At 66.9% G+C, this 21,314-nt stretch carries 16 protein-coding genes, 1 tRNA gene and 3 pseudogenes; 15 read left to right on the top strand and 5 right to left on the bottom strand.

Features of this window, described 5'->3' with window-relative positions; all coding sequences use genetic code 11:
- The first annotated feature begins 8 nt into the window (after nt 1–8).
- Both AMA02S_RS25430 and AMA02S_RS25425 read left to right on the top strand, forming a co-directional pair.
- Complete coding sequence (locus AMA02S_RS25430; protein WP_067462135.1) at nt 9–1,229, top strand: MFS transporter; 1,221 nt, start codon at nt 9–11, stop codon at nt 1,227–1,229.
- The gene (locus AMA02S_RS25425) at nt 1,226–2,185 is read left to right on the top strand and encodes a TolB-like translocation protein (RefSeq protein ID WP_157430834.1); all 960 of its coding nucleotides are present in this window, start codon (nt 1,226–1,228) and stop codon (nt 2,183–2,185) included. The genes AMA02S_RS25430 and AMA02S_RS25425 overlap by 4 nt, the downstream gene beginning before the upstream one ends.
- A gap of 75 nt (nt 2,186–2,260) precedes the next feature.
- On the opposite strand, the gene AMA02S_RS25420 is transcribed toward AMA02S_RS25425, so the two are convergent.
- On the bottom strand, nt 2,261–3,511 hold the full coding sequence (locus AMA02S_RS25420; protein ID WP_218005116.1) for a M64 family metallopeptidase: 1,251 nt from the start codon (nt 3,509–3,511) through the stop codon (nt 2,261–2,263).
- A gap of 455 nt (nt 3,512–3,966) precedes the next feature.
- Between AMA02S_RS25420 and AMA02S_RS25415 the strand changes: the two genes are divergently transcribed.
- Together AMA02S_RS25415 and AMA02S_RS45105 are read left to right on the top strand one after the other, a co-directional pair.
- On the top strand, nt 3,967–4,911 hold the full coding sequence (locus AMA02S_RS25415; protein WP_067462132.1) for a LysR family transcriptional regulator: 945 nt from the start codon (nt 3,967–3,969) through the stop codon (nt 4,909–4,911).
- Between the two features lie 287 nt (nt 4,912–5,198).
- Entirely contained in the window at nt 5,199–5,552 is a 354-nt protein-coding gene (locus AMA02S_RS45105; RefSeq protein ID WP_084265582.1) for an FBP domain-containing protein, read from the top strand.
- Nucleotides 5,553–5,977: 425 nt separating this feature from the next.
- Here the strand turns inward: AMA02S_RS45105 and AMA02S_RS25410 are convergent, their stop codons facing one another.
- Nucleotides 5,978–6,376 carry a hypothetical protein gene (locus AMA02S_RS25410; protein ID WP_067462129.1) on the bottom strand — a complete coding sequence of 133 codons (399 nt, stop codon included), beginning with the start codon at nt 6,374–6,376 and terminating at the stop codon, nt 5,978–5,980.
- An 821-nt stretch (nt 6,377–7,197) separates the two neighbouring features.
- Here AMA02S_RS25410 and AMA02S_RS25405 point away from each other — a divergent pair.
- From AMA02S_RS25405 to AMA02S_RS44335, 8 genes and pseudogenes are all read left to right on the top strand, one after another.
- Nucleotides 7,198–7,566 carry a hypothetical protein gene (locus AMA02S_RS25405; RefSeq protein ID WP_067462126.1) on the top strand — a complete coding sequence of 123 codons (369 nt, stop codon included), beginning with the start codon at nt 7,198–7,200 and terminating at the stop codon, nt 7,564–7,566.
- Between the two features lie 408 nt (nt 7,567–7,974).
- The gene (locus AMA02S_RS25400) at nt 7,975–9,069 is read left to right on the top strand and encodes an iron-containing redox enzyme family protein (RefSeq protein ID WP_067462123.1); all 1,095 of its coding nucleotides are present in this window, start codon (nt 7,975–7,977) and stop codon (nt 9,067–9,069) included.
- Between the two features lie 39 nt (nt 9,070–9,108).
- Complete coding sequence (locus AMA02S_RS25395) at nt 9,109–9,813, top strand: HemK2/MTQ2 family protein methyltransferase (protein WP_067462120.1); 705 nt, start codon at nt 9,109–9,111, stop codon at nt 9,811–9,813.
- Nucleotides 9,814–9,982: 169 nt separating this feature from the next.
- A complete protein-coding gene (locus tag AMA02S_RS25390; protein WP_067462442.1) occupies nt 9,983–10,189 on the top strand; it encodes a CDGSH iron-sulfur domain-containing protein in 207 nt (68 codons plus the stop codon).
- 415 nt (nt 10,190–10,604) lie between these two features.
- Nucleotides 10,605–11,771 carry a hypothetical protein gene (locus tag AMA02S_RS25385; protein ID WP_157430833.1) on the top strand — a complete coding sequence of 389 codons (1,167 nt, stop codon included), beginning with the start codon at nt 10,605–10,607 and terminating at the stop codon, nt 11,769–11,771.
- A 793-nt stretch (nt 11,772–12,564) separates the two neighbouring features.
- Complete coding sequence (locus AMA02S_RS40665; RefSeq protein WP_084265581.1) at nt 12,565–13,614, top strand: prolyl oligopeptidase family protein; 1,050 nt, start codon at nt 12,565–12,567, stop codon at nt 13,612–13,614.
- Nucleotides 13,527–13,778: pseudogene (locus AMA02S_RS45100) on the top strand (hypothetical protein); the annotation flags it as partial. The gene AMA02S_RS40665 and the pseudogene AMA02S_RS45100, both read left to right, overlap by 88 nt.
- A gap of 301 nt (nt 13,779–14,079) precedes the next feature.
- Nucleotides 14,080–14,792, top strand: a pseudogene (locus tag AMA02S_RS44335) (prolyl oligopeptidase family serine peptidase).
- 478 nt (nt 14,793–15,270) lie between these two features.
- Here the strand turns inward: AMA02S_RS44335 and AMA02S_RS42150 are convergent.
- Entirely contained in the window at nt 15,271–15,669 is a 399-nt protein-coding gene (locus AMA02S_RS42150) for a hypothetical protein (protein WP_157430832.1), read from the bottom strand.
- Entirely contained in the window at nt 15,662–17,380 is a 1,719-nt protein-coding gene (locus tag AMA02S_RS42145; RefSeq protein ID WP_157430831.1) for an AbeC-like domain-containing protein, read from the bottom strand. Before AMA02S_RS42145 ends, AMA02S_RS42150 begins: the two co-directional genes overlap by 8 nt.
- A 688-nt stretch (nt 17,381–18,068) precedes the next feature.
- Between AMA02S_RS42145 and AMA02S_RS40655 the strand changes: the two are divergent.
- The 3 genes and pseudogenes from AMA02S_RS40655 to AMA02S_RS25360 form a co-directional block, all read left to right on the top strand.
- Nucleotides 18,069–18,921 (top strand): annotated as a pseudogene (locus AMA02S_RS40655) (IS5 family transposase); the annotation flags it as partial.
- Nucleotides 18,922–19,425: 504 nt separating this feature from the next.
- Complete coding sequence (locus AMA02S_RS25365; RefSeq protein WP_067462439.1) at nt 19,426–20,295, top strand: alpha/beta fold hydrolase; 870 nt, start codon at nt 19,426–19,428, stop codon at nt 20,293–20,295.
- A 291-nt stretch (nt 20,296–20,586) separates the two neighbouring features.
- Nucleotides 20,587–21,006 carry a tyrosine-type recombinase/integrase gene (locus AMA02S_RS25360; RefSeq protein WP_084265604.1) on the top strand — a complete coding sequence of 140 codons (420 nt, stop codon included), beginning with the start codon at nt 20,587–20,589 and terminating at the stop codon, nt 21,004–21,006.
- Nucleotides 21,007–21,077: 71 nt separating this feature from the next.
- On the opposite strand, the gene AMA02S_RS25355 is transcribed toward AMA02S_RS25360, so the two are convergent.
- A tRNA-Pro gene (locus AMA02S_RS25355) sits at nt 21,078–21,151 on the bottom strand.
- Nucleotides 21,152–21,314 lie beyond the last annotated feature (163 nt).

Below are 21,314 nucleotides of genomic sequence, written 5' to 3'. Positions count from 1 at the left end.
GAGCCGGCGTGTATCTCTCCACCCTTTCCCGCCCGGCGGCCGGCGGACGCGCGGGCCCCGTCGCGGCCAACGTGGTCGCCCTGGGCGCCGTCAGCCTGATCACGGATGTCTCCGCCGAGATGGTCACCGCGATCCTGCCGCTCTACCTTGTGGTGGGCCTGCACTTCAGCCCGGCCGCCTACGGCGCGATCGACGGCGTCTACACCGGGGCCACGGTGCTCCTCCGGCTGATCGGCGGGTATGTGGCCGACCTCACCGACCGGCGCAAGCCCGTGGCGTTCCTCGGGTACGGCATGTCCGCCGCCGCCAAGCTCGGCCTACTCGCGGCGGCAGGCTCCGGCGTCGGGATCAGCCTCGCCATCACCGCGGACCGCGCGGGCAAGGGCCTGCGTACCGCCCCGCGGGACGCCCTCATCACGTTGTGCACCCCACCCGAACACCTGGGCCGGGCCTTCGGCGTCCACCGGACGATGGACGCCGCCGGTGCCTTCGTGGGCCCCCTCGTCGCGCTCGCCGTCCTCGCCGCGGCGCCCGGCTCCTTTGACTCGGTCATCATGACGAGCTTCTGCGTCGCCCTCCTCGGCGTGATGGTCCTCGTGCTCTTCGTCCGCGACACCCCCGGCCCGAAGCCGCCCCGCGAGGCGCTGCGGTGGCGGGCACTGATGAGCGGGCCCGGCGCGCGCCGGCTGGTACCCGCGTCCTGCCTGCTCGGACTGGCCACGATCGGCGACGGCTTCACCTACCTGCTGGTCCAGAAGCGCGCGGACCTCGCGCTCGGCTGGTTCCCGCTGCTCGCGGTCGCCACCAGCGGCGTCTACCTGCTGCTCGCCACGCCCGCGGGCGTGCTCGCTGACCGGATCGGGCGGATGCCCGTGGTTCTCGGCGGCTACCTGACCCTCACCGTCACCTACCTGCTGCTCGCCGAGGCACCCGGAGGGCTCTGGCTGGTCGGCACCGTGGTCGTCCTGCACGGGGCGTTCTACGCCGCGACCGACGGTGGGCTGATCGCCCTCGCCGGGCCGCTGCTGCCGGCCGGGCTGCGGACGACCGGCATCGCGCTGATCCAGAGCGGGCAGGCCGCCGCCTACCTCGTCTCCTCGGTGCTGTTCGGGGTGGCCTGGCAGGTGTGGGGAATCCGGCCCGCCCTGCTCGCCGCCGCCGTGATCAGCCTCATCGCCCTCGCCGGAACCGCTCTCCTGCTCCGGCCCTCCGGAAAGGCGAGACCATGAACCTGCGCTCCCGCGTCATCGCCCTGACGGCCTCGGCCGTGTTCCTGGCCGCGGTGGCCGTCCTCTACACGATCTTCCATGGTGCGCAGCCCGCCCCCGCCAACGGCGGGGCCGCCGGGCGGCGGCTCCAGGTCCTCACGAACGGCAGGCTCTCGTACACGCTCCCGACCGGGCCGCGCCGGGTGACGCCGGTCGAGTGCGACCGTGCCTATGCCGCCGCTGGAACCGTCGCCTGCCTACGGCCGGTCGGGGCGCTGAGCGCGGGGGCGCTGGTCGTCATGGACGCCCGGTTGCAGGAGCGGCGGCGGATCCCGCTCACCGGGTTTCCCAACCGCCTGCGGGTGTCGGCCAGCGGACGGATGGTCGCCTGGACGCTCTTCATCGACGGCCACTCCTACGCGACCACGGGGTTCTCCACACAGGCGGGCATCCTCGACACCCGGACCGGCCGCCTCGTCAAGACCCTGGAGGACTTCACGATCACCAAGGACGGCGTCCCCTACCGGAACATGGACGTGAACTTCTGGGGCGTCACCTTCACCGCCGACGACAACCGCTTCTACGCGACGCTGTCCACCGGCGGGCACCGCTACCTCGTGCAGGGCGACTTCGCGGCCCGGACGATCCGCACGCTCGCGTCCAACGTCGAATGCCCGTCCCTGTCACCCGATGGCACCCGCCTGGCCTACAAGGCGGCCGTCGGCGGCGACCCGAAGCGGGGCTGGCGCCTCTCCACGCTCGACCTCGCCACGCTCAGGCCCACCCCGCTCGCCGAGATCCGGAGCGTCGACGACCAGCCGGTCTGGCTCGACGAGCGCACGATCGCCTACGCCCTCCAACTCAGTGACGGCACGAACCAGACCTGGGCCGTCCCCGCCTCAGGGCCCGGCGGTCCGCGCCTCCTCCTGAGCAACGCGAATTCGGTCTCCCCACCCCCTGATGACGCCTCCTCATGACGGACGACCCCGGATGAGGCGGTAACGATGCCTAGGCTTTCGCACCGAGACCGGGACCCGGTCCTCATGGCTCGGCTAGCCCGCGACACTCCAAGTGCGGGTGTCGGTCAGCGCAGAACGCCGCAGCGTGGAACTCCGCACCCACGGCGTGGTGTCGGTGACCGTCGCCGTCACCGTGTGAGTGCCGTTGCTCAGACGAAACTCCTTCAGGTCGATGTCATCGCCGTGCCCGACTTGGTGTCCATCCACGCGCCAGATGGTGTGGACGGATGCGGTCGCCTTGAGTGGATGCACCCACAGCCGCGTTCGGGCGGTTACGTGAGCGGCGGACGCGCTGGCGTCGATCAGACGGGTCTCGCGGTAGAACGCGGCGATCATGGCCTCGCGTCCGGGGAGATTGAACTCCCGGCCGAGCGTCCGCATGATCGAGTCCTGGCTGGGCCGGTAGATACCGCGCTGATGGTAGAACGCGCCTTCGTAGGTGTCGATCACGCCACCATCGGGCGTGGCCTGGCCGAGCCAGCGTGCCCATTTCGCCTTGTTCTGCCGCATGGCCGCGCTCGTGTACGTCGAGACGTTGGACTCGGCCGGTTCCGGGCCTTGGTAACGGTCGCCTTTGCCGTAGGAGTACTCGTCGGCGAGGCCGCCGATCGAGTGCCCCATCTCGTGAACGGCGATCTCTCCGGCCTGGGCGTTCCCGCCGGACGCGGTGGCCACGGCACCGCCGGCGCCGCCGTACTTCGTGGTGTTCCCCAGTGCGACGACCTGGTCAACATCGCGGGCGGCGGAGGCGTACTGCTGCGCCTTGGCCTCGTTGACGCACAGCAGCCGTTCGATGCCCGCGCACCAGAAGCCCATGTCGAGGGCGGTGTTGCGGTTGATCCCATTGGACGGGTCATTGTCCACGCCGGACTGTTGCGAGACGACGTTGACCTGCCACACGTTGAACTGCTTGCGGTGGGAGCGGAATGGCTCTTTCGCCATGACCTCCTGGAACTTGCTTTGGACGTGCCCGCTGAAACTGCTCATCTGGGCGGCGGTGTAACCGTCACCGACGAAGACCAGGTCGATGCGACTTTCGCTCGGCCCGTTGACCTCGATCGGGATGACTTCGGCGGCGGCAACCTGGGAGCGGGGAGCGAGAGAGGAGCGGACCTCCCTGTTGAGGTGGACGCGCTGGATCGTACCGTCCGGTGAGAACACCTCACGCCATTCGGCACGAGTGGGAGCGGGCCGCGCGGTGGTGGTTGACGCCGCGACCACGCTAAGTGCGGAGGCGGCCAGGCCAAGCCCGGCCAGGGCGGAGAACGGGGGTCTGATATGCACGGGGAGCCTCCTTGGGGTTCCCCGAGTATGGAAAAGGAGTCGCTGTGCGGCTATCCCATATAGGCATAACAGTGGTGCTATGGAACGCTGAGTGACCGGAAGGTGATCTTTGCGGCAATCTCCAATGCAATTTATCCGCACGCGGGTCATCCATGGTGGCAACCCCTCCTCAATAATCCTGATCGGCTCGTACAACAAGGTGAGAAGATCTCCGACAAATATCCTCCGCCTGTGCTCTCGGCGAGGGCCTTAGATGGACCGGATTTGTCGATCAGAGGGGCCTGCCGGCTGGCCGGAGTGCTTGAACCGTTGTGTTCCAGGTCGAGCGAGACGCCCCGGAAGCGGCGGGCAGCCGCCGGATCCGGGCGGACGGTTGGCTCCGATGGACCGGTCGCCCGTCCAGCTCATCCCCGTCCTCTATATTTCGGGGTCTATATGACGAGAGTGGGTGTGCTGTGCAGCTTGAGCTACGCCATCTGCGCACACTGTGCGTCATCGCGGACGCAGGCAGTCTCTCTCGGGCGGCTGCCACGGTCGGCGTCTCCCAGCCCGCGCTGACCGGGCAGTTGCACCGGATCGAGGCGGCCCTCGGCGGCCAGGTCTTCCGGCGCGGCAGGCTCGGCGTCAGCCCGACACCGTTCGGCCTGTTCGTCCTCAGCCGGGCCCGGTCCGTCCTGGTCACCGTGGACGAACTTCTCACCGGCGCCGTGGTCGAGTCCGGGACGTCCGGCGTCCGGATCGGCGGGTATGCCACACCCGTTCTCACCGGGCTGCTGCAACGGCTCTTCGAGATGCCCGGCATCCGGATCACCGTGCACACCGAGTACTCGCCGCGCCTGCTCCTGGACCTGCTCGCGTCCCAGCGTCTCGACGTGGCGACGGTCGTCGACTATCCGGGTCACGAACTTCCGGCCGTCCCAGCCGTGGGCACGCGTGTCGTCGCGAGCGAGCCCGTCGCCGTCGCGCTCTCGGCAGGGCATCCGCTCGCCGACCGCAGCGAGGTCCCGCTCGTGGCGCTCGCAGACGAGGACTGGCTGGTCACGCCTCCGGACGGGGCCGGATGGCCCGGGTACTTCTACACCGCCTGCCAAGAGGCCGGGTTCGCGCCCCGCGTCCGGCACATGATGACCGAGCACGACATGATCCGCTCCCTCGTGGGGGAGGGACGCGCGGTCGCGCCCTGCCAGGCGACTCTCAAGGCGGGACCGGACGTCGTTGTGCGCGCGCTGTCCGGGCCCACTCTCTGGATGCGCCATCTGATCGCCTGGCGGCTCGGTGGGCCGCTTGCCGACCGCGCCGCCGAACTGGCTCGGCTCGCGGCCGAGGCGCACCGGGCGGCGATCGCCGACGTCCCCGGTCTCACCGACCGCGTCGCACGCAGCCCTGTGGTCATCACCTGACGGCGTTGGGGATCGTCACCACAGGCGGCTGGTTCAACGAGCGTGGCTGACCGTAGTTGCCCGTGGCATCAGCGGCGTACTCGAACAGTGCCATCCGGGTGTCCATCTGCCGTGCCTAACGAAGCGACGACGACGCCATCACCTTCGACCTAAAGGCCCGGGCTCGAGATAATAGATATCTGTGCAAACGACTACTGGCATCGACAGTTGCGGTCTGAGCGCAATGAACCCATTGCCCGCGCCAGAACGCCAACGCCAACGCCAACGCGAACCTAGCCTCGCACCCTATGCGAGCGATCACCGAACGCGACCTGCGGCCCTGCTTCGGTCAACTGCGCCAAGGGCGACGCCAAGCGTCCCAGCCTCCCCAAGCTCTTCGTATAGTCACCTTGGACGAGCCTGACTGCCTTGGCTGGCGAGATCCCAAGGCCCCCGACCGCGCCTACCTGGTAGCCGAGACGGGCGACCGGCTCACGGGGAACGCGCTGCGCCTCGCGTCCGCGCCCGGCAAAGCGCGCGGGTTCAACTCGACGGTGCTCTCCCCCGCGCTGGACGGCGCACGGGGCGTCCGGCCGACGCGCGCATCCGCGACGCTATCGGGACGATTCCCGACCCCGCGAACGAGGCGGGCTGTCTCATAGCGGTCATCGGGAACGATCGGCAGATCTGGGTGACCGCCTCGGCCCCGTCCGGGAACTGGTTCCGCTGGGACCCCGGGCCGCCACAACGACGATCATCGGCGGGGAGGCCATGGAGCTACTGGACCTGTCCGTGCGCGGTGGTGCTGGACGACGGGCGACGGCTCGCCATAGCGACACCGATGCAGGAATGAACGCCGAACGGCGCGGAAGGCGAAGGCTCGTCGGATGAAGATCCCCGCGGCGTGCGCCGCGGGGACCCTCTACCCCAGTCGCTCGTCCTGCCGCTCGCACGGCTGGAGGAACTGTCGCCGCCTGGACGAGCCACTGGGGCGGTGCCGGCGCGGATGCCGGTGGACCGTCACCGGCGGTTGTGGCCTGCTGCCGGGTGTGCGGCCGTCAGGTGGTCGGCCGGTGGCCACCGCGGGTCAGGCAGCGACGACGACGGTTTCGCTGGTCTCGGCGGAATAGTCGATCCAGATCCCGGCCGTGACCTTCAGTGTGGCGCTGGCCTGCAGGATGTCGCCTTCGTTCACACCCGCCAGCGCGACGAAGGGGATCGTGATCCGATCCCGGTAGGGGGCGTCGGCGGCCGTGGGGTTGGGGTCGTCGTAGGTCTGGGCCTGGACCGGGGCGAACTGGGTGAGGTTGCCCACCGAGGCAAAGATCTGAACCCGGTCGATCACCGCGTTCAGCGCCTTGCCGACTTCGATGTCGGCGATGACGTCGAAGGCATCACCGGCCTTGAGGGTGTCGGCGGTGAAGGGGGTTCCTTGATCGAGGACGGCCAGCAGCTTGATCCGGGCGTCATAGGCTCCGATGGTCATTGCGCCTCCCGCGTGTCCTGCCGAATGTGAATGAATCCACCCCAACCGGCACACAGTCGGTAGACCAGTCGCTCCACCGTCACCCATCCCTCAGCCCCCCGCAGGCCCCTTGTCACTTGAGTCTGAGACCCAACGATGCCCCCACCCCCGACCCGCCCACCCACCTCTCCACACCCGCGTCACATTCACGCTGGTCACACCCCAAACCCGCAAAACCCCCACGGGCAGCGACACAGGCGACCACCGGCCCACACCCCCACCCCCCCTCATCCGTCAAGGACACGCCACCCCCCCGTCCACTGCCGGTCAACGACCTGCACCTCCGTCATCCGACCCGCCCACCCCGCAGAGAACGTCGCCCGCGAGCATCGCCGGACAACCACCCGACGACGCTCCCAGATCCATCCGGCATGGATGAGGGGTAGTCGGAGGCCCCGTCCTGAACGCACGGAGCGCGGCGGGATCACAAGACTTGAAAGGCCCGCTGGGCATGGTTTTCCGTCCCGCTTGGTCGCTGCGTCCGCGTCGCGCCGGATAGGGCGGGTGCCCGTCCCTGCTGATGTGGCCCGGACCCCGGCATCAGGGGTGGCGACTGACGTTGATGTGACAGGTCGCTGCCGCTCATTCAGCATGATCTGACAGGTAGCCAGAACAATCTTACGGCCATAGCGCGCTTTCATGAGGAAATGGAATTTCCTGGTGGCGGCCGTCACGGTCGATGGTGGGTCCGCAATCGAGGCCCGCCTCCTCTGAATCGGGCCGCATATGGCGAGGCCGGCGATCACGTATGCGACCCACCCAGCTCCCAAGGAAGTGTGATCATGAAGATCCGCAGACCCGCTCTGGCCGCGATCGGCATCGGCGCAGCCGCACTGGCACTGTCCGGCGGCATCGGCTCGGCGTCCGCCGGTACGGGCGACGACATACCCAAGCCGCCGATCACCTGCAGCCTCAAGGCCGACGCTGGTCCCTTCGCAAGCGCGCGATGCATGGGCGAGGGCGCGGTGCAGTTCACCGTGTTCTGTCCGGCCGAGGAGAAGCGAGACATGGTCGTCAACATGTTCGCGGGCCGCTCGATGCTGTTCCTGCACCGCTGCCACAAGGGCCCCACGCTCGCCGCCCTCACGATGTTCGACATGGACACCCACAAGCCGGGCGAGGTTCTGGTGCCCATGCAGCGGATCGCCTGACCCTTCCGCTCGGGCCGTTCGAGGGGGAGCGGCCCGAGCGGCCGGTCGTGAGATAGAACGCATTCCGATTCACCCTCCGGCACGACGAGCGCCGCCCGCCCCGCGCCTGCGGGCGGCGCTCTCGTGCAGGCCCTTTAGGGAAGACCCGAAGCAGTAGTTATCCCTGAGCCTGACTTGGATCGGGGGCAGGTCAGCGGCGGTCGCGTCGGCGCCTGGCAGCGCAAGACTCAGGGGGAGACGCCGTCGGCGAGCAGGGCGCAGCGCCGTGACCCTGCACGCTCCCCTCGCGGTCCAGGGCACTTCTCGCGGGAAGCGCGTTCGTTCGCAGGCCAGGGAGGTGGGGCGGGCGTGTGGGGTACGTGTGAGCGGGTACCCGTGTTCGGAGTTCTACCTGCCCTGGGAGGGGACATGATCGTCCAGGAAGGGCACGAGGTTCGGGGTGCGGTGCCGGTGTTGCCGGAGCCGCGGGGCCCGTTGTCTCAGGCGGTGGTGGAGGTCCTGCGAGGCGGCCCGCAGTCGAGGACGGCGTTGCCGGTGAGGGCGGTGGCGTCGGCAGATCCGTACGGAGAGGATCTGCAGCTGGCGTTGCATACCTGCTTTGAGCTGCATTACCGGGGGTTTATCGGGGTGGATCCGGATTGGGAGTGGGATCCGGGGCTGCTCGGCCTGCGCGGGGCGATGGAGGCGGGGTTCCTGGCTGCTCTGCGTGCCGATGCGTGCGTGAGTGGAGCAGTCGGCACGGCTGAGGTGGCGCAGGTCCTGGAAGAGATGTTGGTGGAGCCGGTGGACGCGGCCGGTGTCTCGCATCATCTGCGGGAGGCGGGCCAGTGGTGGCAGGTGCGGGAGTATGCGGCGTTGCGTTCGGTGTATCACTTGAAGGAAGCCGATCCGCACGCGTGGGTGATCCCGCGGTTGTGGGGGCGGGCGAAGGCGGCGCTGGTCGCGGTGGAGTTCGATGAGTTCGGCGGCGGCCGCCCGGAGATGGTCCATGCCACCCTGTTCGCGGACCTGCTGGAGGAGATGGGGGTGGACTCCGGCTATGGCGCGCATGTGGACGCGGCGCCGGCGGTGATGCTGGCGACGGTGAACATGATGTCGATGTTCGGGTTGCGGCGCTCGCTGCGAGGGGCGCTGGTAGGGCACTTCGCGGCGGCGGAGATCACCACGGCTCCGGCGGCGCGGCGGATGACGCAGGCGCTGGAGCGACTCGGGGCGGGGCCGCGCGCGATGCTGTTCTACACCGAGCACATCGAGGCCGACGCCGTCCACGAGCAGGTGCTGCGCCGGGAGGTGATCGGGGGGCTGCTGGCCGACGAGCCGGGGCTGGCCGGGGACGTGGTGCTGGGGCTGCGGGCGACCGGGCGGCTGGAGGAGCGGCTGGAGGCGCACCTGCTGCGGTGCTGGGGTGCACGGCCGGCAAGGTCGGCGCTGCGGCATCCGCTGGAGGACGGCCCGCCGGAGCGCCGCTCGGGTGGCCGGTCAGGGGTGCCGACCAGGTGGTGAGTTGCGTTTTCTGTGCTGCTATGGCGGTACATGTGTGGAATGTTGCTTGTGAGGCTGCCCGGGGTGTACCGGCCGCAGGCCGACACCGCACTGCTGGTGCGGGAGTTGCGGCGGTCGACGATCGCAGTGGGAGCGCGGGTTCTGGAGGTGGGGACCGGGACGGGCGCGGTGGCGGTGGCGGCCGCGCGGGGCGGCGCACGTCAGGTGGTGGCCGTCGATGTGTCGGCGAGGGCGGTCCTGGCGGCGCGGTTGAACGCGCTGGCGCGGGGGCTGTCGATCCAGGTGCGGCGAGGCGATCTGTTCACACCGGTGACCGGTGAGGTCTTCGACGTGATCGTGGCCAACCCCCCGTATGTGGTGGGGGAGGTCGACCCGGCCTCGTTGCGGGGCCGGGCCCGGGCGTGGGAGGGCGGTGTCGACGGGCGGTGGCTGCTGGACAGGATCTGTGCGGCGGCGCCGCAGTACCTGGCGCGCCGCGGGACGCTGCTGGTGATGCAGTCCTCGCTGTGCGGGGTGACGCGGACGCTGGAGGCGCTGGAGGCGGCGGGGCTGCGGGCGTCGGTGGCGGCGCGCGCCCATGAACCGTTCGGCCCGGTGATGCTGGCGCGGGCGGGGGCGCTGGAAGCCCAGGGCCTGCTGCGGGCAGGCCAGCGCCATGAGGAGCTCGCGGTCATCCGTGCCGACCGGCCGGACGATCACGAGCCACCCGTGCCTGGCAGCGGCACCGAACAACGTGCCGCCTGACCCCGTCCGCGGCAGCGCGGGGCCGGACGTGATCACAACGGGAATGTGGTGATGGAGGGCGATGGAGGCGAGCGGGATGGACGCGCAGTTGCCCGGCGATCAGGGGATCGCCGCCCTGGGACGGGATGGGGACGAGACATCAGGGCCGCGTGACCGGGGGCCAGGTGCCCTGGGCGTACGGGCACGGGACCGGCGGCGGGTGAAGGTGGTGCGGGGCGGGCCGGTGCTGATCGAGGGGCCGGTCGAGATCGTCCTGGAGGACGGGAGCACGGTGACCTCGGATCGTTTCGTGGTGGCGCTGTGCGCGTGCCACCGTAGCCGCCGCCCCCCTTTCTGCGACACCAGCCACCGCCGCCGAGCCCCCCGCCCCACCTGATAGATCACTGCTGCGGCAGGGGCGGCCTCAGGGGTAGCGCCGCTACCGACACCCTCGATGGCCGTCTGGCCGTGCGTGATGGCGGGCATCCTCGTCCAGTTCTGACGGGGCCGGGGGACAAGGCGGCGTCGACGTCGAGGTAGTGGTCCAACGCGAGTCCGCCGAACAGATCGTCAGCTTCCACAAAACGGCGCGGCCGTCAGTTGATTCCACGTGAAGTGAGTACGCGGAATGGATCAATGAAAAGATCGAGCATTGTACGGCCTGATGATCACATTCTTTGATCTTGCGGCGATCAGATATTTCAAGATCGACTAGTGTCACAGACGGCAACCCATACCTGCAACCGGCTGGACCCGGGTGCCAATACGCGATTAGCATTCGCGGCCTCCCTGCGGAACAGCCTGAGGTATTCGTGACCATTTTGACCACTCCCGGCGACGTCGCCGCGCTCGACTCCGGCATCACCGTCGCCGGGATCGAGGCGCTCTGCGGCCAGGACACGGCGGTCTTCAGCCTCCTGGTGGTCGCCGAGGCGACGCTGAACCGGGTCCCTGCCGCCGTCACGCACTGGCTCTGGTCAGCTCAACTCTGCCGCGGATGGGAGGAGACCCTGGTGATCCAGGAAGGTTCTCATCAGCTGTCCTGGTGGAAAAGGACTGTCTCCTTAGGCATGGAGCACCCGGACACTCTGTCGGCTGATCGGCGCCTGTCGGCGATCCGGCAGCGGCGCGTCGAGGCCGCCCGGATCGTGACCGCACGGCGCGCGGGTTTGCCGCAGGTTCCCGACCCGCCGCTCACACACGGCTCCCGAAGGCTCATCGAACTCGACGACCGCCGCTTCCGGAACCTGGTCGCCCGCGATGTCCAGCGAGCCGGCGACTCCGGCGATCTGCCCCATCCCGCTCTCGCCGCACGCTGGCGAGCAGCCCTGATCGATCTGGGGGAGGAGACCTTCACCCAGCTCGGGATCAAGCCCGGCCCCCACCACATGGACATGGCCTTGGTCGTGCCCGACCGGAAACTGATCCGTGCCCGCCACCGGGCCTCGATCGACGAATGGGCGCCGAGGCTGACCTTTCTCACCCACCTGCGCGCGCGCCTGACCCTGTGCCAGCACATCCTGGACGATGGGCATAACGGCACCTCTCCGCAGCCGACCGTCCTGCGGCCTGCAACTCCGCCAGATCTGGACGCTGACGCCCGCCTGCTGACTCTGCACGGGTGGGACGTCCGATGGATCACCAACGGGCGGCGGGTCTGGCTGGATGCCTGGCTGGGCCCGACCTGGCACAACAGCGGTCGGCTCATCGTCACCGCCTCCCGCCGCAGGGCCGCCGGTCCCGGTGGATGGGGCCGGCCCGTCTACCTGTTCCATGGCCGTGGCCAGCGCGGATACGTCCATCTCACAGGACGCGACGGACTTGAGTATCTGGCACGGACCAACCCGCGCACAGCGCCGACGCGCTACTTCAAGAGCATGGTGCCCAACACCCACGATCACCTGAGAGAACTCGTCCCTCCAGACGGCCATCGATGGCGGCAGCCTTACCCACCGGAACTGCATATGGGCTCAGGCTAGGCCGTCGCCTGTCGGGTGCCGTCGGAATGGTCGTCGATTTGACACCTAGGTTCGGCCTGCTCTGATGCTGATGCGATCAGTTGGCGTTATAACCCATCTGGCCCTATGCGTCCCGTTTCGTTTTCGCCGAATGGTCAGCCCGCGACGCGTGCTGGAGTCCCGGTCATGACAGCACGCAGCATCGTGGGCCAGCGCCCGGGCCACGTCCTGCTACGTCCGCCCCTCGGCACGATCCGCAACGCAGGGGCGGCAGCAACGTGATCTGCAAGAGTTGTGCTGGAGATGTGGCTTGCCTGCATTCCATGGTCGCTGCCAGGTCGGGTAAACCGTTGACCGCCTAACCTGCTCGGTCAAGGCTCGCGGGCCTTGTACAGAGCATTTCGGTCGCACCCCGTGCGGGGCTCGACGCCGGACCCGGCGTCCCCTGGGCCGCAGCCGACGCCAGGCGAGGTGCTCGGCCTTGTCACGAACCCTTGTCCGTCTGTGCCGGCTGCCAAGCCGATGGAGCGGGCTTCGTGCACGCAGGGCCAGAGGCGGTGCTGGAGGGGTTGCGTGTCTTCGCGCCGTACCGCACACTGAAAGTGGCAACAGAATCACAGTATGTAACTGGAGGTGTCATGAACGAGCTTCCCTTGCCACGCCTCGGACTCCCTCTCATCAGCGACGAGATCGTTGAGGTGGAAGGCTGGCGCCTGGAGTTGATGGAGGGCGAGCAGAACTGACGAGCCCCCGCCTCGGCCGGTGTACCGGGACGACTCCCGCCAAGCCGAGAGTCCCTCCGGAGGCGGTGACGATGGGTTTCGTACAAGGCGATGCAACGCAAAGTCCCACGACCCCTGCCACAGCATCAACGGCGTCGATGGGACCGGCATGCGACTCGCCCCGCCTCAATGCGGTGGAGCGCTTGCACGAGCGAGATGTCGCCGACACTTACCGGTGGCTGGAGGACGACCGCAGCGCCGAGTGCGGGGCATGGCTGGACGATCAGGCCGAGAAGTATGAGCGCCATCGGGCGACCTGGCGAGGCAGGACCGCGTGGGCAGTTCGGCTGTCGGAGGCGTTCGTTCAGGGGAGCAGGCTCGCGCCGCTCAGCTCGCCGCCGGTCTGGCGGGGTAGGCGGCGGTTCTTTGCGCAGGCGAGTGCAGGCAGAGAACTGGCCGCGTTGATGGTCGCCGACGGCGACGAAGAGGCGCGGGTTCTGCTGGACCCGCTGCTGGTGGATTCGACCGGGCGGACGACGCTGGACGCCTGGCGACCCTCGCCCACCGGACGGCTGGTCGCCTGCCAGCTGTCACATCAGGGCGACGAACGTCCGTGGTTGCAGACTCTGGACGAGCGCGGCCGTCAGACCGGGGCACCTCTGCGTCCGGGACGGATGACGCCGGTGGCCTGGCTGGCCGATGACAAGGGCTTCTACTACCTCACCACGTCCGCCGGCGGCGGGCGGCAAGTGCGGCTGCACCAGATCGGGGCCGATCCTGGCTCCGATCCCGAGGTGTTCACCACCGACCTGCCGCACCTATCGGTCGTCACCGCCCCCGGCGGGCCATTGATCATGATCACCGCCGCGCCGGGTGCGACCTCAGGCAACGTACTGTGGCTAGCCCCGCTGCCCGACCGCCCCGGGCACCGGCTGCATCCCATCCAGATCCATGACGGGACCGGTGACGGCAGCCGGGCGGCGCTGAAATTCGCCCCTGACGGGTCGATCTACGCCATCACCGACTCCGCCGCCCCTACGGGCGACTGTGCCGCGTGGATCCCGACCGGCCGCACGCCGAGGTATGGCACACCGTGGTCGCCGAGACCAGCGGGCGCGTCCTTTCCGACTGTGCGCTGCTAACCGAACCTGTCACCGGCCGACTGCGCCTGCTCCTGCTGCGCACCCAGCACGGCCGCGCCCGACTCAGCTTGCACGGCCGCGACGGCACACTCCTGACCGAGATCACCGCACCCGGACCAGGGCCCATCTCCCGCCTGACCACTCCACCCGGCGGCTCCAGTACCTGGTTCGCCTATACCGACTTCACCACCCCGCCCGCCGTCCACCGCTTCGATGTGACCCAACGCCGCTGCTTGCCCGACACACCAAACGCGCCCGCCGGGCCCGAGCCATCCGACGTACGCGGGCCCGGCGACGCCCGGCCGAAACGAGCACGGCGCCCCGACCACAGCCCGCTGGTCCACCAGGTCACCTACACCTCCGAAGACGGCACCCAGGTGCGCATGCACCTGATCACCCCCCGACCCCACCGCGCGACCCAGCCAGCCCGGCTCACCTCTCGCGCCGGCGGGGCCTCGGCCCACGCTGCTGACCGCCTACGGCGGGTTCGGCGCCAGCACCCCGCCCGGCTACTCTCCGGCCATCACCGCATGGGTGAAAGCGGGCGGAAACTACGCCATCGCCTGCGTGCGCGGCGGCGGCGATGCCGGAACCGGCTGGCACGCCGCCGGCAGCGGTCCCAACAAACCCAACGCCATCGCCGACTTCATCGCCGCCGCGCGGTGGCTGATCGACCACGGCCACACCACCCGCGACCAACTGGCCATCCTCGGGTCCTCCCACGCCGGATTCATGGCCGCGGCCGCTCTCACTCAGCACCCCGAGCTGTACGCCGCCGCGTTATCTCCGACGCCGTCACCGACATGGCCCGCTATCACCGCTTCGGCCTCGGCCATCTTTGGACCGACGAGTTCGGCAGCCCCGACGACCCCGAACAACTCGACACCCTGCTGTCCTACTCTCCCTACCGTCACATCCGCCCCGGCACCCATTACCCCGCTGTGCTCACCTGCCCCCGCACCGACCCGCGCGTGAACTCCCTGCACACCCGCAAAATGACCGCTGCCCTGCAACACGCCACCACCTCCGACAAACCGATACACCTACGCTGCGAGAACGGCGTCGGCCACGGCCCTCGCGCCCACACCCTCTGGCTCGGCCTCCAAACCGACATCCTCACCTTCTGCGCCCACCACACCGGCCTCGGCACCAACCCCCACTCCCTGCACTCCAACTGACGCGCCCCGGATCGGATGGAGTTTGATTCGTCGAGAGAAATGAGACAAGGCATGTTCGTCTCCCACCCCTGAGCTGCATGATCGCGCGGTGCGCAACGGTCGCCGAGGTCCGTACGGGCAATCCGCACGGCCCAGCCGCGCCCGCCGAACTATGCCCGCCCCACCAGTCGGGGACGGGCGCTACCACACGGGAGAGCACTATTCGGTTCGCCCTTGCTGTTTGGGCCAAGCACGCAGGGGTCCTGAGCGCTGAGGTAGACGGGCAAGCCAGCAGGCAGCCTTCAGGGAACGGCGAGCAGTAACTACATCACGGCCATCGACTACCACTCTCACGCCGAGATCGTTCGGTTAAGATCCCGGACACTTACGCGACAGGCTTTAGAGGCCCAGCCCACGCGCGATACACGAGTTCTGCCACTTCTCAACTCGCTGCTGCCGGTAGAGTACTGTTGGACGACCTGTGAAAAAACGCTCGTCTCTAAGGCGATACATCCCCCTGCGGGAACGCTACGCCAAGTTCGCCAGCAAGGTCCTTGACAGCAATGGCCAACGCACCGTTGGCACTCACTCGGTGAGCAAGTCGCGTGAGGGCGTTGACGACCGAGTCGTGATTCGGATGGGCGCTGACGATCTCCCTTCCGATCTCTGCTAGATCGTCTTTGGCTTGCGCGCCTTCTTTCAAGATACCGTAGTGTTCGCTCAGCAGCCGAGTGACCGCCAGTCGCGCGTCGTCAATTCCACTTTTGTGTGTGCCGATCTCCTGGGTCACCTGACGAGGGCCTACGCTGATCGAACCAAGGTGCTGGGTGACGTCTCCTTTTCCGGTGTGTATTGAACCACTATTGTGTCCACCGACCGTAATATTGACGTCATGCACGGGAGTTCCTTTCCAGTTTCTGTGTGGCGTGGCCGGGTCCTGTTTTCATCACACCATAGTTGTTTCCCTGTACGTACATGTTGGTGATTTGGGTCATCTGCTCACTGTAGCTAGATGTATCCACCTCGCACGTTTTCAGGTAGTCAAGTACCGCGCTGTTCATTCGCTGTGTGATCATGCTGATGTACTTGTGCGCGTCCAGGACTTGAGAGTATGTGGTGAATCCAGTCTGCGAACCGAGCTCACGTGCACTCACCCGCGCCCCATAGTCGAAGACCAATTTGCTATTGGCGGCTGGAGTTGCGGCCATAATATCACCGAGCGCCATCACTGTGAGACTCTGGACAACTCGGAAGGGCGCGAGGACAGCATCTCCCAGAAGTCCCGGCCATTGAAGGCCGCAAACAGACTCCAGAAGTTGCCATCTACTATAAGCAGGTATCTCGTCTACGATGCGGAAACATCCAAGAACTGGGGGCAGTACCGTTGCGACGAAATCTGTGTAGAGCATTCTCCCCTCGACCACGACGTGAATGTAGGCCGAAACAACGATTTCATGACTTTCAGCAGGCGCGACGATGCCCTGCTCTTTGCTTGCCGCCTCATGGATGCCTAAGACCACCCGCTGATAACAGCGCCGCTCCGGATGAGGGTTTCTGACCAGATCCTCGCACATCGCATCCGAGGCCAGTGAATATGGGACATCACAATCGTCGATCAGGGGATGGCTGCCTCCGGTGCTCGGCTTCGCAGTTGCCTGAGTAGCGTGTTCCGTGTCGACGAGGCGTTCGTATTGCGGGCATCTACCATATGCGATCACGTGGAATTCAGGCCTCAGACCCGTGATCCGCTCGGCCGACTGGGCGGACGCAGCAGTGCCATCCCGGTCCTCGACATCAGATCTCTGCGCGGCGCCGAGCCCCATGCCTTCGATGCTACGACGGATGTACTGCTGAAGTTCCCATGGGTCCACTGGTTGCACCGGTGTGGTTTCTGATCGAGGCCGATCAAGATCGATAGTGAACGACCAAGAAGTGGCCAATGGAGAACCGGGATCGCCGGCGCCGATGAAGGGGTTTGCCCTAGCATGCAGGGTGACATTACCGAACTGGGCGCTTGCCGCCCAAGCGATATGTTCGCCAACCTTCGAGCCTGGTTTGCTTGGATTGGGCGGTTTTGTGCCTGGCGCCAGGTCCCGGCGTAATAGAATGACGATATAGGCACGATACAGAAGCGCAATTCCTAGCATGCCGAGCCAGAGTTCCGACAAACTCGGAAATATTTGCTTGATCTGAGTAAATGAACTGGTAGCTGTATATCCTGCGGCCAGGACCACCAAGAAGGAAGAGCACGCAAGCACAATTAAACTCAAGATTGTCGTAGCGGCAGGTCCGATAGGCCGCCCAAGTATCGACGGTCGAGATTGTACTAATGAGAATACGGCAAACGGCGTCGCGAACGCTACAAGAAAGATGACGGATATCGGCTTCAACCAGAGGAAAAGAATCAGCAGCGCAACAAAGGCTAGGTCGCGGATGATTGAGATCCGGCGAGCTCTTAGGCAGTGCTCCAGGACTGGCGCTAGATCGAAACCGTCATAGGACGGAGCAATGGAGCGAAATTTGTGGTGGATGAACTCCCAGAGCACCTTGTGTCGGATGCGATCGTCCAGATAGACGGCTGCACAGAGATAGCGTGTGGCGCTTCCCATCGGGCCTACGGGACGAGTTGTCTCCGACTGGTGATCATAATAAGCCTTGTCCTGGTTGAATTGACCTTCATTAGTCATTGATCGCCTCTTGTGGTACGGCGGAGTGAATCGCCTCTAAAAATGGATGGCCATTGTGTTTGTAACCAGTGGCGCGGATACGACGCTTTGGCTATCGGGTGTAGGCGCTGGCGATGACTTGTGATCCTCGTCGATGGCGGTGCTTCGGCGCGCGCAGTGGTGGAATGATCGCTGCTGATGTTGAATCGACGCACGTCGATCAACTGGCTGTCGCATACCATCTCCGGGGCTAGGCTGGGTCACTACAACGGGCCCGTCCAAAGCTCTGTCCGTCTCCAGGATGATCACGCTTCCATTGTCCCTCGGAACGGTCACCAAACCCATCGATCTTCCCAAGGAAGAGAAATCGGGAGAGCTGCTCAATGTAGCACGATCTAGTGGTCATGTTAATAGATCCAATGTGGATATTCGGCCGCGTAGGGGAACTTTTGGGCGGATTTATGGACATAGAGGCGCATTTGGGAGGGCTGGGTGCCCGTGGCGTTGTGCCGGATCCGGATGCCTCTCCCGGCGTGAGGCCGGGAGAAGAGGGATTATCCGGAATGATCAAGGTTGCCCTAGGCGATGACTGATAAATGATCACATCGGTGCTTTCGGTCCGCTTGAATGATTGTTTGTGGTGCGTCGTTGTGAGTTGACCGATCGGGCGTGGGCGCAGCTGGAGCCGTTGCTGCCGCCTGCTGACGGCCGGGGCCGCCGGTGGTGGGATCACCGGCAGGTGATCAACGCGATCTTGTGGCGGTTGCGGACTGGTTCTCCATGGCGCGATATTCCAGAGCGATACGGGCCCTGGCAGACCTGCTATGAGCAGTTCAAGCGCTGGGATCAGGCCGGTACCTGGGCTCGCCTGCTGGAACACCTGCAGGTCAGGGATGATGCGCTGGCGGTCTTGGACCTGGATGTGGTGGCCATCGACTCCTCGATGGCCCGCGCTCACCAGCACGCCGCCGGAGCGCGGAAAGAGGGGGTCCGGCCAGGGGACGCTCGACAACGATGATCGCGATGATCACCAAAGCGGGCAGGCCGCCCAGGCGCTGGGCCGCTCCCGGGGCGGGTTCACCACCAAGATGCACCTGGTCGTGGACGGCCGCGGCCTGCCGCTGGTGGTGCACCTCACCGCCGGCAACGTCAACGACTCGGTCGTCTTCGAGGAGGTCATCGAGCAGATCCGCATCGCCCGCCCCCACGGCGGACGGCCCCGCACCCGGCCCGGCAGGGTGCTGGGCGACAAGGGCTACTCGGCACAACGGATCCGCGACTACCTACGCCGCCGCGGCATCGGCTGAGTGATCCCCGAGCGCAGCGAGCAGATCGCCAACCGCCGGCGCAGGGGCCACCGTGGTGGACGGCCACCGGCCTTCGACTCGACCCTGTACAAACGCCGCAACCTGGTAGAACGCTGCTTCTCCAAACTCAAGCAGTTCCGCGCCATCGCAGCCAGGTTCGAGAAACCGGGGCAACATCAAAGCAGTCCGTGCAACGGGGGGAACATCAGTTCTTCGGGGGACACGTCCATGCGTTCGAGGTGCTGGGCGGGGGCCGTTCAGCAAGATCCGCTACGACGACCTCAAGGCCGTGGCTGCGCAGATCCTGGGTTTCATCCGGCAGCGGGTGGAGACCGAGCGATGGACGGCGTTCTGCTCCCACTACGGCGTCGACAGTTTCTACTGCCGCCCCGGGATCGAGGGCGCCCGCGAGAAGGCGGGGTGGAGGAGCAGATCGAGTGGTTTCGCCGCAACCACTTCGTCCCAGTGGTTTCTCTGAACTAAGGGTCGTCCGGGTGTCGGCGAACAGGCTGATCTACATAGTCGCGTACAGGTGCACGTGCACAGTTCTTTCATGGACCGCGCATCGGAGCGGAGCAGGGAAGACGCGTTCAGCCTCCGGAGGAGACACGATCGTTGGAGCCGGGACGTTGCCGGCGCAGGGGCCGATGAGTTTTCGACGTGGAAGGGGTCACTATGGGCATGACTACGCAGACACTCCAGACTCCCGAGGCCGATCTCGTCTACGACGTCCACGGCCCGCTGCCGACGAACGACGGACGCCCGGTGCTGTTCATGATCGGCCAGCCTATGGACGCAAGCGGCTTCAGCACACTGGTGTCACACTTCCCCGAGCGCACGGTGATCACCTACGACCCGCGCGGCATCGGCCGCAGCGCCCGCAAGGACGGCCGGGTCGATCACGCGCCCGAGACCCAGGCCGCCGACGTGCACGCGGTCATCGAGGCGCTCGGCGCGGGCCCGGTCGAGATGTTCGCCAGCAGCGGCGGTGCGGTGACCTCGCTCGCCCTCGTGACGGCCTACCCCGATGACGTGACCACCTTGGTCGCGCATGAGCCGCCGCTCATCGCGGTGCTCCCGGACGCCCGGGCCGCCGAGCGCGCTCGGGCCGGTATCCGGGATGTCTACCAGGCCAAGGGCTCGAACGCCGGGATGGCGGCCTTCATCATGATGACGTCGTGGCAGGGTGAGTTCACCGACGCCTACTTCGCCCAGCCCGCGCCGGAGCCCGCCGCGTTCGGAATGCCGGCCGAGGACGACGGATCACGTGACGATCCGCTGTTGTCCGACCGGTCGTGGGCGGTCAGCGGCTACCGTCCCGACGTCGACGCGCTCACCGCGGCACCGACGCGAGTCGTGATCGCAGTGGGTGAGGAGTCGTCGGGCACCTTCACCGCACGTACCTCGGTGGCGTTGGCCGACCTGCTCGGCCAGCAGGCGACGGTGTTCCCGAGCCATCACGGAGGCTTCGCCGGCGGCGAGTTCGGCTACCCCGGGCAGCCCGAGGCATTCGCGCGCAAGCTGCACGAGGTCCTCGGCGATGCCGGCTGACGGGGCTCCACGCCCTCACGCTGCGCTCGGCGGCATCCCCAATGCTGTGTACGCCGAGCCGAACACGCCTCTGCGCGTTCAGGGGTACGCCGACACCGGGTCGTTAGGTGACTGCCCAGGGAGGTTGGTTGAGGTTGTGTGACGACACGTGTGAATGTGTGTGACGGGTGAAGGCCTCCGATTTTGGAGTGGAGCTGCCTAGGAACCGCTCCGTCAACAGGAGGCCTTCATGTCCCACGCTAACGCCGCCTTGACTCCTCGCGGGTGTTTTCGGCTGGCGGGGACACCAAGATGCGCAAGTCCCGGCGCATGCTGGCGCTCCCTGCGCGGTGTGTCGGAGCGCTCCGAGCCCATCGGGACGCACAGACGCGCACCAGGCTGGTGGCCGGTAATGCGTGGCAGGAACACGGCCTGGTGTTCGCCTCTCGTGTCGGTACGGCGCTGGACTCGCACAACGTGCGTCGAGGTTTCCGGCGCATCCTGGCGAAGGCCGGCCTACCGGCGGGGGAGTGGACGCCCCGCGAGATGCGGCACAGCTTCGTTTCGCTGCTGTCCGATGATGGGATGGCGATCGAGGACATTGCCCGTCTGCGTGGCCACAGCGGGACGGCGGTCACCGAGACGGTCTACCGGCTCCAGATCAGACCCGTGATCGAAGACGGCGCGACCTCCATGGACCGGATCTTCCCCGGCGCTGGCCAGGGCACGTAGTCACTCAATTAGTCACTCAGCACCAAAAGAGGCCGGTTCCGAAATGATCGGAATCGGCCTCTGAGCTGCTGTCGGGACGGCGGGATTTGAACCCACGACCCCTTGACCCCCAGTCAAGTGCGCTGCCAAACTGCGCTACGTCCCGGTGCCTGGCGGAGCAGGCGTGATTACTGTAGCGCAGTCTGCGGGCGAGTGCGTACCGGGTTCCGGCGGGTCTGGTAGGCATGCCTGGTGGTGACTTTGGTGGCGCGGGCCGGGGCGGCCTTGGTGGTCGGAGCTCTGGTGTGCGGGTGCGGGTCGTCCGGGGG

Origin of the sequence: Actinomadura macra NBRC 14102, from assembly GCF_001552215.1 — a bacterium.
Lineage (GTDB): Bacteria > Actinomycetota > Actinomycetes > Streptosporangiales > Streptosporangiaceae > Spirillospora > Spirillospora macra.
Note: the sequence above shows the minus strand (reverse complement) of the source record. Positions and strands in the feature narration are given on the sequence as shown.

Coding starts and splice junctions, on each gene's coding strand:
- AMA02S_RS25405 (WP_067462126.1), top strand. CDS start 7,198: ATGAAGATCCGCAGACCCGCTCTGGCCGCGATCGGCATCGGCGCAGCC.
- AMA02S_RS25425 (WP_157430834.1), top strand. CDS start 1,226: ATGAACCTGCGCTCCCGCGTCATCGCCCTGACGGCCTCGGCCGTGTTC.
- AMA02S_RS40665 (WP_084265581.1), top strand. CDS start 12,565: ATGGGTTTCGTACAAGGCGATGCAACGCAAAGTCCCACGACCCCTGCC.
- AMA02S_RS25360 (WP_084265604.1), top strand. CDS start 20,587: ATGCGCAAGTCCCGGCGCATGCTGGCGCTCCCTGCGCGGTGTGTCGGA.
- AMA02S_RS45105 (WP_084265582.1), top strand. CDS start 5,199: ATGCGAGCGATCACCGAACGCGACCTGCGGCCCTGCTTCGGTCAACTG.
- AMA02S_RS25400 (WP_067462123.1), top strand. CDS start 7,975: ATGATCGTCCAGGAAGGGCACGAGGTTCGGGGTGCGGTGCCGGTGTTG.
- AMA02S_RS25365 (WP_067462439.1), top strand. CDS start 19,426: ATGACTACGCAGACACTCCAGACTCCCGAGGCCGATCTCGTCTACGAC.
- AMA02S_RS42145 (WP_157430831.1), bottom strand. CDS start 17,380: ATGGGAAGCGCCACACGCTATCTCTGTGCAGCCGTCTATCTGGACGAT.
- AMA02S_RS25395 (WP_067462120.1), top strand. CDS start 9,109: ATGTTGCTTGTGAGGCTGCCCGGGGTGTACCGGCCGCAGGCCGACACC.
- AMA02S_RS25410 (WP_067462129.1), bottom strand. CDS start 6,376: ATGACCATCGGAGCCTATGACGCCCGGATCAAGCTGCTGGCCGTCCTC.